A 14,887-nucleotide genomic window follows, 5' to 3' on the forward strand; every position below is an offset into this window, starting at 1 on the left:
TGCGGATCGGGGGGCCCCCCCTAGGCGGGCCCCCCGATCCGCATGCGCCTTGCCCTGACCGCGTAGCCGGCAGGGCGCATCCGAATCCGGTATCTCCACAAAACTCGACTCCCGACGCCGAAGATGCGCGCCATTCTCCCAGCAGAAGTGCTGTTTGACGGCGAAGCGCCGCCCGCCATCCTGCCCGCATGCGACCACTACGCGGGCAGTGAGAAGCTGATGCTCAAATCGCTCGCGCTGCAACAGCAGTTGGGCCCGGTATTCGACATCACGCTCGATTGCGAAGACGGCGCGCAGGTCGGCCGCGAGGCCGAACACGCCGAAGTCGTGGCGTCGTTCATCGGCGGCGAACACGACCGCTTCGGCCGCGTCGGCGTGCGCATCCACGATTTCCATCACCCGCACTGGCGCGACGACGTGCGCATGATCCTGCGCGGCGCGAAACGCGCGCCGGCCTTCATCACCCTGCCGAAGATCCGCGCCGTGGGCGACGCCGCCGAAATGACGGCGTTCATCGAGGCCACACGCGTCGAGATGGGCATCGACAAGCCCATTCCCGTTCAATTGCTCGTCGAAACGCATGGCGCACTCGCGCGCGTATTCGACCTCGCCGCGCTGCGCGGCGTCGAGTCGCTGAGCTTCGGGCTGATGGACTTCGTCTCAGCGCACGACGGCGCGATTCCCGACACGGCCATGCGCTCGCCGGGCCAGTTCGACCACCCGCTCGTGCGCCGCGCGAAGCTCGAAATCGCGGCCGCGTGCCACGCGTTCGGCCGCGTGCCCTCGCACAACGTCAGTACGGAAGTGCGCGACATGGACGTGGTGGCGAACGACGCGCGCCGCGCTCGCAACGAGTTCGGCTACACGCGCATGTGGAGCATTCACCCGGCGCAGATTCCCGCGATCGTGGCCGCTTTCGCGCCGCGCGACGAAGAAATCGCGCTGGCCGCCGAAATCCTGCTGGCCGCCCAACACGCCCAATGGGGTCCGACACGTCACGGCGACACGCTGCACGACCGCGCGAGCTATCGCTATTACTGGTCGGTGCTGCGCCGCGCGCGCGCCACGGGACGCGCCGTGCCGGCCGAAGCCGCGCGGCTCTTCGGGGTTGGCGAGCGGACGCAGGAGTCGGCCTGATGCGCGCCGCGAACGGCCCCCGAAAACGTTTTCAACGTACTGCGCCAAGGCAATGGGGCGGATCTAGCGCCGCATAGTACAGCGCGGGCAGTCACGGACAGTTACAGGCAGTTACTTGCGAACCAGGCCGCAAACAACACCGGGCCTGAGAAATTGAAGTTCATGGCGATAAATAGGTGAAAATAGCGTCCGCTGCGCGCTTTCGGGGCGCGCGCAGTGCAAACGGCGGTTGCCTGTTCAACCGCGCACTGATCAACCGCTTTTAGATAGATAAAGGTTTGACACTCATGAAGAAACTGCTGATCGCCGCTGTCATCGGCACGCTGTCCTCGACGCTGATGCTGGCCGCCACCGACGCCGCCGCACAAGGCACGTCGACCACGACCGCCAAGAAGCCGGCTCCGAAGCATCGCATCATCAAGCGCAAGGCCAACCCGGCCAAGGAAGCGAAGGTCGATCCGGTCCCGGAAGGCTCGGAGCACTGGTCCTGCGCGGAAGGCGCACAGTTCGACCTGAAGGGCGACATGGCGCGTGACCAGATCGTCACCGTGCACTGGGCGAACAAGAACTACAACCTGCCGCGTCAGGTGACGACCACGGGCGCCGACCGCTTCCACGACGCCGCTACCGGCCTCGACCTCGTCGTGATCCCGACGAAGGCCATGCTGTTCTCGGACAAGGACAGCTCGCGTCTGGCCGACGAGTGCAAGACTGTTGCAATGCAGCAGGGCGCAATGGCGCCGACCCAGGCTCAAGCGCTGAATCCGGCTAACCGCGCTCCGGCAGCCGCCAGCGGCGCCGCGGGCCAGTAAGGACCCTAGGATCGCCTCGATGTCCGCCCTGATCTCCAACGTCAGGCCGCAGCCGGACCAGGTACTGGTCGATATCGTCGACTATGTGCTCGGTTTCCGGGTAGACAGCGCGCTCGCGCTGACGACGGCCCGGCATTGCCTGATCGACACCCTCGGCTGCGGACTCGAGGCGCTATCCTACCCCGCCTGCACCAAGTTGCTGGGACCGATCGTGCCGGGCACGATCGTCCCGCACGGTGCGAAGGTGCCGGGCACGCCATTCCAGCTCGATCCGGTTCAGGCCGCATTCAATATCGGCGCGATGATCCGCTGGCTCGACTTCAACGACACATGGCTCGCCGCCGAATGGGGCCATCCGTCGGACAACCTGGGCGGCATCCTCGCGACCGCCGACTGGCTCTCGCGCACCGCCGTCGCCCATGGCAAAGCGCCGCTCACCATGAAGCATGTGCTCGAAGGCATGGTGAAGGCACACGAGATCCAGGGCTGCATTGCGCTGGAAAACTCGTTCAACCAGGTCGGTCTCGACCATGTGCTGCTCGTCAAGCTCGCCTCGACTGCCGTGGTCGGACAAATGCTCGGGCTGACCCGCGACGAGCTGATCAACGCCGTTTCGCTCGCGATGGTCGACGGCCAGTCGCTGCGCACCTACCGCCACGCGCCCAATACGGGCTCGCGCAAGTCGTGGGCCGCGGGCGACGCCACCTCGCGCGCCGTGCGCCTCGCGCTCATGGCGAAAACGGGCGAGATGGGCTATCCCTCGGCGCTCACGGCAAAAACGTGGGGCTTCTACGACGTCTCGTTCAAGGGACAGCCGTTCAGGTTTCAGCGCCCCTACGGCACGTATGTGATGGAGAACGTGCTGTTCAAGATTTCGTTCCCCGCTGAATTCCACGCGCAGACCGCCGCCGAAGCCGCGATGACGCTGCACGGCGTGCTCGCGCAGCGCGGCAGGACGACCGGGGACATCAAGCGCATCACCATCCGCACGCATGAAGCGGCCATCCGCATCATCGACAAGAGCGGCCCGCTTGCCAATCCCGCCGACCGCGACCACTGTATCCAGTATATGGTTGCCGTGCCGCTGATCTTCGGGCGCCTCACCGCCTCCGACTACGAAGACGAAGTCGCGAGCGACCCGCGCATCGACGCGCTGCGCGCGAAGACGGTATGCGTGGAAGACCCGCAATTTACGAAGGATTATCACGATCCGGACAAGCGCTCGATCGCGAATGCGCTCACCATAGAGCTCATCGACGGCACGACGCTCGACGAGGTCGTAGTGGAGTACCCGATCGGCCACAAGCGGCGCCGCGAAGAAGGCATCCCGCTTCTGATCGAAAAGTTTCGAATCAACCTCGCGCGCCGCTTCTCCGCGAAGCAGCAGCAGGCGATTCTCGATGTCTCGCTCGACGAGGCGCGGCTATGCGCCCTGCCCGTCAACGAGTACGTCGACATGTATGTGATCTGAGCAATCAGGCAGGTATCAGTGACAGCAGCAAACGAGCAGTAAGCGTTATTTCCGCGATTAAACGAAGGAAAACACTATGGCCCACAATCTCCACAAAACGCTAAAAGAATTCGACAGCGGTTCCGGCAAAGGCAAGTTCTACTCGCTGCCGCAACTCGGCAAGCAGCTTGGCGTGAAGATCAATCGTCTGCCGGTCTCGATTCGTCTGGTGCTCGAGTCTGTGCTGCGTAACTACGACGGCAAGAAGATCGCGGAAGAGCACATCGAGCAACTCGCGAACTGGAAGCCTAACGCCACGCGCGTCGACGAAATCCCGTTCGTGGTCGCCCGCGTTGTGCTGCAGGACTTCACGGGCGTGCCGCTGCTCGCCGACATCGCCGCCATGCGCGGCGTGGCCAAGCAGGTCGGAAAGGACCCGAAGGTCATCGAGCCGCTCGTGCCGGTGGATCTCGTCGTCGACCACTCGGTCCAGATCGACTACTTCCGCCAGAAGGACGCGCTCGACCTGAACATGAAACTGGAATTCCAGCGCAACAACGAGCGCTACCAGTTCATGAAGTGGGGCATGCAGGCCTTCGACACGTTCAAGGTCGTGCCGCCGGGCATCGGCATCGTCCATCAGGTGAACCTCGAATACCTCGCACGCGGCGTGCACAAGAAGACCGAAGGCGCCGATACCGTCTACTACCCGGACACGCTCGTCGGCACCGACAGCCACACCACGATGATCAACGGCATCGGCGTGGTGGGCTGGGGCGTGGGCGGCATCGAAGCGGAAGCCGGCATGCTCGGCCAGCCGGTGTACTTCCTCACGCCTGACGTGGTTGGCGTCGAGCTCAAGGGCAAGCTGCGCGAAGGCTGCACGGCCACCGACCTCGTGCTCACCATCACCGAAATGCTGCGCAAGGAGAAGGTCGTCGGCAAGTTCGTCGAGTTCTTCGGCGAAGGCACGGCGTCGATCGGCGTGCCCGACCGCGCGACCATCGGCAACATGGCGCCGGAATACGGCGCGACGATGGGCTTCTTCCCCGTCGACGAAAAGACGATCGACTACTTCAAGGGCACGGGCCGCACGGAAGCCGAAATCGAGGCGTTCGCGAACTACTTCAAGGCGCAGGAACTCTTCGGCGTGCCGAAGGCCGGCGACATTGACTACACGAAGACGCTCGTCCTCGACCTCGGCACGGTCGCGCCGTCGCTGGCCGGTCCGAAGCGCCCGCAAGACCGCATCGAAATCGGCAACGTGAAGTCGACCTTCACGGACCTGTTCTCAAAGCCGGTCGCAGAAAACGGCTTCAACAAGAAGGCCGCCGACCTCTCCGCCGAATACGCGGCGGGCGACAAGGTCAAGCTGCACAACGGCGACGTGCTGATCGCCGCGATCACGTCGTGCACGAACACGTCGAACCCGAGCGTGCTGCTGGCCGCCGGTCTGCTCGCGAAGAAGGCCGTGGAAGCGGGCCTGACGGTCGCGCCGCACATCAAGACGTCGCTCGCGCCGGGATCGCGCATCGTCACGGAATACCTGACGAAGACGGGCCTGCTGCCGTACCTCTCGAAGCTCGGCTTCGAACTCGCGGCCTACGGCTGCACGACCTGTATCGGCAACGCCGGCGACCTGACACCCGAACTGAACGAATCGATCGTCAAGAACGACGTCGTCGCGGCCGCGGTGCTCTCGGGCAACCGCAACTTCGAAGCGCGTATCCACCCGAACATCCGCGCGAACTTCCTGGCCTCGCCGCCGCTGGTCGTCGCTTACGCGATCGCGGGCAACATCACGCGCGACCTGATGACGGAACCGGTGGGCAAGGGCAAGGGCGGCCGCGACATCTACCTCGGCGACATCTGGCCGACGAGCGACGAAGTCAACGCGCTGCTCAAGTTCGCGCTCGATCCGGACGCGTTCCAGAAGAACTACAGCCAGCTCACGACGAAGGGCGACCTGTGGAGCAAGATCGAAGGCGAAGAAGGTCAGGTCTACGACTGGCCGAAGTCGACCTACATCGCCGAGCCGCCGTTCTTCGGCAGCGATTTTTCGATGACGCCGTCCTCGGGCGTGCCCGAAATCAAGGGCGCGCGCGCACTGGGCATCTTCGGTGACTCGGTCACGACCGACCACATCAGCCCGGCTGGCTCGATCAAGGAAGACTCGCCCGCAGGCAAGTGGCTGAAGGAAAACGGCGTGCAGAAGGCCGACTTCAACAGCTACGGCTCGCGCCGCGGCAACCACGACGTGATGATGCGCGGCACCTTCGCGAACGTGCGGATCAAGAACCTGATGATCCCGGCGAAGGCCGACGGCACGCGCGTGGAAGGCGGTCTGACGATCCATCAGCCGAGCGGCGAACAACTCTCGATCTACGACGCGGCGATGAAGTACATCGACGCCGGCACGCCGACCATGGTGTTCGCAGGCGAAGAGTACGGCACGGGTTCGTCGCGTGACTGGGCAGCCAAGGGCACGCAGCTGCTGGGCGTGAAGGCCGTGGTCGCACGCAGCTTCGAGCGTATCCATCGCTCGAACCTCGTTGGCATGGGCGTTCTGCCGCTGCAGTTCAAGGGTTCGGACAGCGTTCAGTCGCTCGGCCTGAGCGGCGAAGAAACGTTCGATATCGAAGGCCTGACGGAGGACTTCAAGCCGCAACAGGACCTGACGCTCGTGATCCACCACAAGGACGGCAAGGATCAGCGTGTGCAGGTGCTGCTGCGCATCGACACGCCGATCGAAGTCGACTACTACAAGCACGGCGGTATTCTGCCGTTCGTGCTGCGCTCGCTGCTCGCGGCGTAAGTACGCAGTTTTTTGCAGGTGCCGCGCCCGGCAACGGGTGCGGTCACACTTGGAGCCCGACGCAAGTCGGGCTTTTTTTTCGACTGGGCTCGGGGTCGAGCTATTCGATCAGCTTGTTCAACGTTGCAAACTCGATCAGCGCCGCAAGCGACGACACGCCGAGCTTGTCCAGCACGCGGGTCTTATAGGTGCTGACGGTCTTATCGGAAAGCCCGAGCCGAGCCGCGATACCCTTGTTGCTCAAACCGCGCGCGAGATACTGCAGCACTTCGACTTCGCGAGGCGACAGCCCGTTGAGCGCCACGTCGCGGCCACCGCCGCAACTGCCCGCCGGGAAGCAGTCGTAGCCGAGCAAGACCGCCTTGACCACACCGCACAGTTCCTCCACACCGCGATTCTTGTTGACATAGCCGTTCGCGCCCGCGACGCGCGTGTGATTGGCCATGACCAGCTCGGGCTTCGCAGAGAGCACGAGAATGCGCGCGCCGGGCTGCGTCGCGCGAATGCCGCGGATAACGGAAAGGCCGTCGAGCTTCGGCAACTCGAGATCGAGAATCACCAGATCGGGATGCAATTCCTGCGCGAGGCGCAGGCCCGCTTCGCCGTCGCTGCACTCGCCCACCAGTTCGTACTCCGTATTGAGCACGTTGGCGAGCATCTTCAGCACAATCGGATGATCGTCGATGACGACGACGCGTTTCATTTTTTGTTCCATGGTGGCGTATTTGTTTGTCCCTTCAGCGTGAATCTCACAGCCTGAACGACCTGCCGGCAATTTTGTATAGGAAAGTTCTGAAAGAACCGGCAAGAAGCTGTCGCAGGGTTAACCCGTCGCGCGTGCCGTTTGAATTTAACTAACGCGTGAATTAGAGTAGAACGATGATCACGCGCACCCGCACCGCTGCCGCGGCGCCCCGCCCGCGCGGCCGGCGCCGCGCCGCCGCCGACCTCGACATGCGAGAGCGGCTGCTCGCCAGCGCCACGCAACTGTTCGGCGAGCAGGGCATCGCGGCCACCACCATGGCGCAGATCGCCGAGGCCGCTGGCGTGACGTCCGCCATGGTTCACTACTACTTCACGAATCGCGAAAAGCTGCTCGACGCCGTGGTCGAGGAGCGCATTGCGCGCTCGATCGCCTTCGTGTGGGAGAGTGTGGACAGCGCCCGGGGGGACCTCGCGCAAGACCCTCGCGCGCTCGTGGAGGAACTGGTCGCGCGGCTCTTCGACGTCACCGCGCGGATGCCCTGGCTGCCGCCGCTCTGGCTGCGCGAAATCGTCAACGAAGGTGGCCTGCTGCGCGAGCGCATGCTCAAGCGTCTGCCCACCGAGCAGTTGCAGCGCTTCGCCGCGCGCGTCGGCGAGGCGCAGCGCGACGGCAGCGTCAACGCCGAACTGGAAGCGCCGCTGCTATTCATCTCGATTCTCGCGCTCGTCATGCTGCCGCTCGCCACGTCGAAGCTCTGGCAAAGTGTGCGCGGCTTTCCGAAGATCGAGCGCGAGGCGCTGCATCGGCATGTGAGTGCGCTGTTGAGCGCGGCCTTGCGGCCCGCGCCGCAGCACACGCGCGCGCGCCGCGCGACGGACCCGACGGCGAGCCGCAAGGAGGACGCGTCATGAAGCGCCCCATTGCCGTCATATGCGCAGCGGCGCTCGTGCTCGCCGCATGTTCCCGGCATGGGCCGGCTGGCTGGCAAGGCTATGCCGAAGGCGAGTACGTCTATCTCGCGTCGTCGCAGTCGGGCACGCTCACGCACCTCGACGTGCAACGCGGGCAAACCGTGACGGCCAATGCGGCCGCCTTCGCACTCGACTCCGTCGAGGAAGCGGCCGCGCGCGACGAGGCGCAGCATCGCCTGACGGCCGCACAGCAACAGCTCGCCGACCTCCAGACCGGCAAGCGTCCGCCCGAAGTGCGCGTGACCGAGGCGCAGCTCGCGCAGGCCGAGGCGAACGCGCGCAAGGCCGCGCTCCAGCTCACGCGCGACGAAACGCAGCTTCGCGCAGGCGGCATTGCGCAGGCGCAGCTCGACGACTCGCGCGCGCAGGCCGCCTCCACGGCCGCCCAGGTGCGCGAGCTGCAAGGTCAGGTGCGCGTGGCGAATCTGCCGGGACGTAGTGCGCAAATCGCCGCGCAGGCCGCCGACGTCGAGGCCGCGCGCGCCTCGCTCGCGCAGGCGCAATGGCGGCTCGACCAGAAGCGCGTGAGCGTGCCGAGCGGCGGCCTCGTCTACGACACGCTGTTTCGCGTGGGCGAGTGGGTGCAGGCGGGCAACCCCGTCGTGCAGATGTTGCCGCCGCAGAACGTGAAGGTGCGCTTCTTCGTGCCGGAAACGATCGTCGGGTCGCTCGCGCCGGGCCGCAAGGTCAACGTGCGCTGCGACGGCTGCGCCGCCCTGGTACCGGCCACCATCACGTGGATTTCGAACGCCGCCGAATATACGCCGCCCGTCATCTACAGCAACGAGAACCGCGCGAAGCTCGTTTTCCTGATCGAGGCGCGCCCTTCCGCAGAAGATGCCGTGAAGCTGCATCCGGGCCAGCCGGTCGAGGTGACGCTCCAATGAGCACACCTGATCGATCCGCCGGCGGCTACGCCATCGACGTGCGCAATCTCAACAAACACTTCGGCAGCAAGCATGTCGTGAACGACGTGACGCTGCGTGTGGCGCGCGGCGAGATCTTCGGCTTTCTCGGCCCGAACGGCAGCGGCAAAACCACCTCGATCCGGCTCATGTGCGGGCTGCTCACGCCCGACTCGGGTTCTGGCACCTGCCTTGGCTACGACATCCTGCGCGAGAGCGCGCAGATCAAGCGGCACGTGGGCTACATGACGCAGCGTTTCTCGTACTGGGAAGACCTGACTATCCGCGAGAACCTCGACTTCGTTGCGCGCATCTACGAGATGCCGAACCGCCGCGAAGCCGTCGACCGCGCGCTCGAATCGCTCGGGCTCGCAAGCCGCGCGAGCCAGCTCACGGGTGCGCTTTCGGGCGGGTGGAAGCAGCGGCTCGCGCTCGCGGCCTGCATGCTGCACGAGCCCGAATTGCTGCTGCTCGACGAACCGACGGCGGGCGTCGATCCCACCGCGCGCCGCGACTTCTGGGAAGAGTTGCACCGGCTCGCCGCGCGGGGCATTTCGGTGCTCGTGAGCACGCACTACATGGACGAAGCCGAACGCTGCCACAAGCTCGCCTATATCGCCTACGGCAAGCTGCTCACGCAAGGCACCGCCGCGGAGGTGATCGCAGAACAGAACCTCGAAACGTGGGCGATTCATGGCGAGCGGCTCAGCGCACTCGCCGCGCAGCTGCGCGAAGCGCCGGGCATCGACCAGACCGTGGTGTTCGGCTCCGCGCTGCATGCGAGCGGACGCGATCACGCAGCGCTCGCCCAAGCGGTCGAACGCGCCGTGCAAGGCCAGCCGCTGCGCGCGGAACGCATTGACACTGGTCTCGAAGATGTCTTCATCTACCTGATGAGCCATGCTCAGGACAATTACGGAGTCACGTCGTGAGCGCGTCGTTCCCGTTTTCCGTGGCGCGCTGGTGGAGCATCGTGCTCAAGGAGTTCCTGCAGCTCAAGCGCGATCGCATCACGTTCGCGATGATCGTGGGCCTGCCGATCATTCAGCTCACGCTGTTCGGCTATGCAATCAACACCGACCCCAAGCACCTGCCCACGGCCATCGTCGTGCGCGAAGACAGCGTGTTCGCGCGCAACTTCGTCGCGGGCATGCGTAATTCCGCCTATTTCGACGTAATCGAAACGCTGCCCGACGAAGCCTCGGCACGTCGCGCGCTCGCGCGCGGCACGGTGCAGTTCGTGCTCAGCATTCCTGTCGATTTCTCGCGGCGGCTGCTGCGCGGCGAACGCCCCTCGCTGCTCGTCGAAGCCGACGCGAGCGACCCCACTGCCATCACCACCGCGCTCGCGGCGCTGCCAGGGCTTGTCGGGCCCGTGGCCGCGAAGGACCTCACCGGCCCGCTCGCGCATCTGAACGGCACGCCCGCCGCGTTCGACGTGCAGGTGCACCGGCTTTACAACCCCGAGGGCATCACGCAATACAACGTCGTGCCCGGCCTCATGGGCGTAATCCTCACCATGACGATGGTGATGATGACGGGGCTCGCCATCACACGCGAGCGCGAGCGCGGCACGATGGAGAACCTGCTCGCCACACCCGTGCTGCCCATCGAGGTGATGACGGGCAAGATCATTCCGTACGTGGCGATCGGGCTGATCCAGGCGACCATCATCGTGCTTGCGGCGCGCTACGTCTTTCACGTGCCGTTCGCGGGCGGTCTCGTCACGCTCTACCTTTCGGCGCTGCTATTCATCGCCGCGAATCTCACGGTGGGCATTACGCTATCGTCGCTCGCGCAGAACCAGTTGCAGGCCATGCAGCTGACGATGTTCTATTTCCTGCCAAGCCTGCTGCTCTCCGGTTTCATGTTCCCGTTCGGCGGCATGCCGCGCTGGGCGCAATGGCTCGGCAATCTACTGCCGCTCACGTACTTCAACCGGCTCGTGCGCGGCATCCTGCTCAAGGGCAACGGCTGGACCGACCTGTGGCCCGCGGTCTGGCCTCTCGCCGTCTTCACTGTCGCGGTCATGGCGATCGCAGTGCGCTTCTACCGGCGCACGCTCGACTAGCGCGAGGCACACGACCATGACGCGCGACGCCGCCTTTTCCTTCCTGCTTATGCTCATGCTCGCGGGCTGCACCGTGGGTCCCGATTTCCACCCGCCCGCCGCGCCCGATGCCACGGGCTGGACGCGCGAGCCCGTGCCGGCGACTACCGCCAGCGCCACAGGCCCCGGCGGCGGCGCGCAGACCTTCACGGCCGCGGAACACGCCCCAAACGATTGGTGGACGCAATTTGGCAGCGCGCAGTTGAACGAACTCGTCGATCAGGCCTTGCGCGCGAGTCCCACGCTCGACTCGGCCCGCGCCAAGCTCGTGGAGGCGCGCGAAAACTACAACGCGCAGGCAGGCGCGACGAACTTCCCCGCCTTCGATCTGAAGCTCTCCGGTACCCGCCAGAAAGTCGATCTCGCCGCTTTTGGCATTACGCAAGTGCCGAACCCGCCGCCGTTCACGCTTTACAACGCTTCGGTCAGCGTCTCGTACGTATTCGACCTGTTCGGCGCGAACCGTCGCGCGCTGGAGTCCACGCTCGCACAGGTCGATTATCAGGCGTACGAAATGGAGGCCGCCCGACTTTCGGTAGCCGCCAACGTAGTGTCCACCGCCATCCGCCGCGCGTCGCTGCAACGCCAGATCGACCTCGCCACGCAACTCGCGCAGACTCAGGCGCGCCAGCTTGCGATCATGCAAGCGCGCCTGGCTGCCGGCGGCGTCGCGCAGATCGACGTGCACAGCCAGCGCACCCTGCTCGCGCAAACGCGCGCCTCGCTGCCGCCGCTCGAAACGCAGCGCGACGCTGCGGAGCATCAGCTCGCGACCCTGCTCGGCGTCGCGCCTGCGCAGTTTGCCGCGCCGCTCGACGCCCTTTCTCTCGATACCCTGCATCTGCCCGATACGGTTGCGCTCACTGTGCCTTCCACGCTGGCGCGCGAGCGTCCCGACATACGCGCCGCCGAGGCGCTGCTGCACCAGGCCGGCGCGAACGTGGGCGTGGCGACGGCGAATCTCTATCCGCAGATCTCGCTCTCGGCGAGTATCGGGTCGGAGCGCACGCGTATCGAGGACGTCATCAGCGGGCTGAACATCTGGAACGTCGGACTCGGCCTCACACAGCCGCTGTTCCATGGCGGCGAATTGCGCGCGAAGAAACGTGCGTCACAAGCCGCCTATGAAGCCGCTTTCGCCGACTATCGTCAGACGGTCCTGCAAGCGTTGCAGCAGGTCGCCGACTCGCTCCAGGCGCTCCAGAACGATGCGACCGAACTGCAGGCGCGCGACGACGCCGCTCGTGAGGCGCAGGCCAACGCGGCGATCGCACAAACGCGCTACAACGCAGGCGGCGTGAGCGAGTTTTCGTTGATCGATGCGCAACGCCAGGCACTCCAGACAACGCTCGATCGCTCGCGCGTTCGTGCGGATCGGCTAACCGACACCGCGGCACTCTATCAAGCCCTCGGTGGCGCCCCGCTCCCCGGCACCGCGCCGCCAGGGCAAGGCAACGACACATCGGCGCCTGCCGCGACCGTCCGGTAACCTGGCCGCCCCACGCGGCAACCATCAACCCGCGGCGGCAACCATTCGTTTCCTTTCGCTTGCGCCGCGCCTGCGCGACAATGACCCTCCCCCTGCTCCATCCGCAAACGAGAGACACGTATGAACCAGGCATCGCTGTCCCCCGCAAGACTGTCCCCCAACGATCTCGTCACGGCCGACGCGCTCGAGCTTTCGGAATGGATACGCCTGCGCAAGGTGTCCTGCCGCGAAGTGATGACGGCGTTTCTCGACCATATCGAACGCGTGAATACGCCGGCGAACGCCATCGTCTCGCTACGCGAGCGCGCCACATTGCTCGCTGAAGCAGGCGAACGCGACGCCGAGCTCGCGCGGGGCGAGTACCTGGGCTGGATGCACGGCATGCCGCAAGCGCCGAAGGATCTCACGGCCACGGCCGGCATCCCGTACACGCAAGGCTCGCCGTTGTTCCGCAACGAAGTGCCCGCGGCAGACTCCCTGATGGCCGCGCGCATGCGCGCACAGGGTGCGATTTTCATCGGCAAGACGAACACGCCGGAATTCGGCCTGGGCTCTAACACCTACAACACGGTCTTCGGCACCACGCGCAACGCCTACGACCCCACGCGCAGCGCGGGCGGCAGCAGCGGAGGCACGGCCGTGGCGCTGGCGCTGCGCATGCTGCCCGTGGCGGACGGCAGCGACATGATGGGGTCGCTGCGCAATCCCGCCGGCTGGAACAACGTGTTCGGCTTTCGTCCCTCGCAGGGCCGCGTGCCCTCCGTGCCGGCGCACGAACTGTTCTTCCACCAGCTCGGCTACGCGGGACCGATGGCCCGCACCGTACCCGACCTCGCGATGCTGCTTGCCACCCAGGCGGGCTACGACGCGCGCGCGCCGCTCTCCATTGCAGAAGATCCCGCGCAGTTCGCGGGCCCGCTCGAGCGCGACTTTGGTTGTGCGCGCATCGGTTGGTTAGGCGATTACGACGGCTATCTGCCGATGGAAGACGGCGTGCTCGCACTCTGCGAAACGGCGCTCAAGGACTTCGAGTCAATAGGCTGCAAGGTCGAAGCCGCGCGCCCCGACTTCGCCATGGAGCGCGTGTGGCAAACGTGGCTCACGCTGCGCCATTTCTCGTGCGCGGGCACGTTGAGCGCGCTCTATCGCGACCCGGAAAAGCGCGCGCTGCTCAAGCCGGAAGCGCAATGGGAAGTGGAAGGCGGCCTGAAGCTCTCGGGCGAAGACGTGTGGAACGCCTCGGTCACGCGCAGCCAGTGGTACAACGCGCTGCTAGCGCTGTTCGAGCGTTACGACTATCTCGTGCTGCCCAGCGCCCAACTCTTCCCGTTCGACGCTAGCGAGCATTGGCCGAAGTCGATCGGGGGCCGCACGATGGATACCTACCACCGCTGGATGGAAGTCGTGATCGGCGGCAGCCTCGCGGGGCTGCCTGTCATCAGCGTGCCTGCGGGCTTCAATGCGCAAGGCCTGCCGATGGGTCTGCAGGTGATCGGCAGGCCGCAGGCGGACCTCTCGGTGCTGCAGCTCGCCCACGCGTACGATCAGGCCACGCCGTGGGTCAAGCGGCGTGTGCCGAAGCTGCTTCAGGAGGCGTAACGCGCAGCGCCACGGCGCTGCCTTTTTTTATCGACATCTCACGCGCTCACGCCTTCACCGCGCGCGCCGCATTCCTGCCGCGCAGCCATTCGAGCGCGAGCAGCAGACATGTGGAGAACACGATCAGGATCGTGGCGAGCGCCGCGATCGTCGGGCTGATGTTCTCGCGGATGCCCGTGAACATCTGGCGCGGCAAGGTGGTCTGGTCGGCGCCAGCGAGGAAGAGCGTCACGACGACTTCGTCGAACGACGTGGCGAACGCGAACAGCGCGCCCGAAATCACGCCCGGCGCGATGACGGGCAGCGTGATGCGGAAGAACGTCGTGACCGGATTCGCCCCGAGCGAAAGACTCGCGCGCACGAGATTGTGATTGAAGCCCTGCAGCGTGGCCGCGACCGTCGTCACGACGAACGGCACGCCCAACGCCGCATGCGCGAGGATCAGGCCAAGATACGTATTGGCCAGTCCGAGCGGCGCGAAGAACAGATACATGCCCACGCCCACCACGACCACGGGCACGATCATCGGCGAGATGAGTACGGCCATGAGCAGTGCCTTGCCGCGGAAATCGGCCTTCGTGATGCCGATGGCCGCGAGTGTGCCGAGCACGGTTGCCACGAACGTCGCGGCCGGGCCCACGATGAAGCTGTTCTTCGCGGCCATGCGCCATTCGTCCGACATCACGAGGTTTTCATACCAGCGTAGCGACCACCCCGGAATCGGATACACAAGGAACGTGCTCGACGAAAACGACAGCGGCACGATCGCGAGCACGGGCAGGATCAGGTACAGCAGCGTGAGCACGACGAGCGCGCGCAGCGCGAAGTACCACACGCGTTCGACGGCCGACGTATGCGGCGCAAAAAGCGGTTTGGCGAATTTCATGGTTGCG

12 protein-coding genes are annotated in these 14,887 nt (G+C 65.4%); 10 read left to right on the plus strand and 2 right to left on the minus strand.

Going from position 1 to position 14,887, the window contains the following annotated elements:
• Nucleotides 1-123 precede the first annotated feature (123 nt).
• The 4 genes from M3I53_RS31565 to acnA all read left to right on the plus strand — a co-directional run bounded on the left by M3I53_RS31565 (nt 124) and on the right by acnA (nt 6,214).
• Entirely contained in the window at nt 124-1,137 is a 1,014-nt protein-coding gene (locus tag M3I53_RS31565) for a CoA ester lyase (protein WP_254319744.1), read from the plus strand.
• A 287-nt stretch (nt 1,138-1,424) separates the two neighbouring features.
• Nucleotides 1,425-1,949, plus strand: coding sequence for a hypothetical protein (locus M3I53_RS31570; protein WP_254319745.1), 525 nt, complete (start codon nt 1,425-1,427; stop codon nt 1,947-1,949).
• Nucleotides 1,950-1,968: 19 nt separating this feature from the next.
• The gene (locus M3I53_RS31575) at nt 1,969-3,420 is read left to right on the plus strand and encodes a bifunctional 2-methylcitrate dehydratase/aconitate hydratase (protein WP_254319746.1); all 1,452 of its coding nucleotides are present in this window, start codon (nt 1,969-1,971) and stop codon (nt 3,418-3,420) included.
• A 76-nt stretch (nt 3,421-3,496) separates the two neighbouring features.
• Entirely contained in the window at nt 3,497-6,214 is a 2,718-nt protein-coding gene (gene acnA, locus M3I53_RS31580; RefSeq protein ID WP_254319747.1) for an aconitate hydratase AcnA, read from the plus strand.
• A gap of 100 nt (nt 6,215-6,314) precedes the next feature.
• On the opposite strand, the gene M3I53_RS31585 is transcribed toward acnA, so the two are convergent.
• The gene (locus M3I53_RS31585) at nt 6,315-6,917 is read right to left on the minus strand and encodes a response regulator transcription factor (protein WP_254319748.1); all 603 of its coding nucleotides are present in this window, start codon (nt 6,915-6,917) and stop codon (nt 6,315-6,317) included.
• 176 nt (nt 6,918-7,093) lie between these two features.
• Between M3I53_RS31585 and M3I53_RS31590 the strand changes: the two genes are divergently transcribed.
• The 6 genes from M3I53_RS31590 (at nt 7,094) to M3I53_RS31615 (ending at nt 13,994) form a co-directional block, all read left to right on the plus strand.
• Nucleotides 7,094-7,831 (plus strand): TetR/AcrR family transcriptional regulator, encoded by a 738-nt coding sequence (locus tag M3I53_RS31590; RefSeq protein WP_254319749.1) that lies wholly within the window; start codon nt 7,094-7,096, stop codon nt 7,829-7,831.
• On the plus strand, nt 7,828-8,778 hold the full coding sequence (locus tag M3I53_RS31595) for an HlyD family secretion protein (RefSeq protein WP_254319750.1): 951 nt from the start codon (nt 7,828-7,830) through the stop codon (nt 8,776-8,778). Before M3I53_RS31590 ends, M3I53_RS31595 begins: the two co-directional genes overlap by 4 nt.
• The gene (locus M3I53_RS31600; RefSeq protein ID WP_254319751.1) at nt 8,775-9,728 is read left to right on the plus strand and encodes an ABC transporter ATP-binding protein; all 954 of its coding nucleotides are present in this window, start codon (nt 8,775-8,777) and stop codon (nt 9,726-9,728) included. Before M3I53_RS31595 ends, M3I53_RS31600 begins: the two co-directional genes overlap by 4 nt.
• On the plus strand, nt 9,725-10,867 hold the full coding sequence (locus tag M3I53_RS31605; protein ID WP_254319752.1) for an ABC transporter permease: 1,143 nt from the start codon (nt 9,725-9,727) through the stop codon (nt 10,865-10,867). Before M3I53_RS31600 ends, M3I53_RS31605 begins: the two co-directional genes overlap by 4 nt.
• 16 nt (nt 10,868-10,883) lie before the next feature.
• Nucleotides 10,884-12,395: an efflux transporter outer membrane subunit gene (locus M3I53_RS31610; RefSeq protein WP_254319753.1), complete on the plus strand. Its 1,512-nt coding sequence runs from the start codon at nt 10,884-10,886 to the stop codon at nt 12,393-12,395.
• Between the two features lie 120 nt (nt 12,396-12,515).
• Nucleotides 12,516-13,994, plus strand: a complete 1,479-nt coding sequence (locus M3I53_RS31615) for an amidase (RefSeq protein ID WP_254319754.1) — start codon at nt 12,516-12,518, stop codon at nt 13,992-13,994.
• 46 nt (nt 13,995-14,040) lie between these two features.
• On the opposite strand, the gene M3I53_RS31620 is transcribed toward M3I53_RS31615, so the two are convergent.
• A complete protein-coding gene (locus tag M3I53_RS31620; RefSeq protein ID WP_254319755.1) occupies nt 14,041-14,880 on the minus strand; it encodes an ABC transporter permease in 840 nt (279 codons plus the stop codon).
• Nucleotides 14,881-14,887 lie beyond the last annotated feature (7 nt).

The organism is Paraburkholderia sp. CNPSo 3272 (assembly GCF_024206495.1).
Classification (GTDB): domain Bacteria; phylum Pseudomonadota; class Gammaproteobacteria; order Burkholderiales; family Burkholderiaceae; genus Paraburkholderia.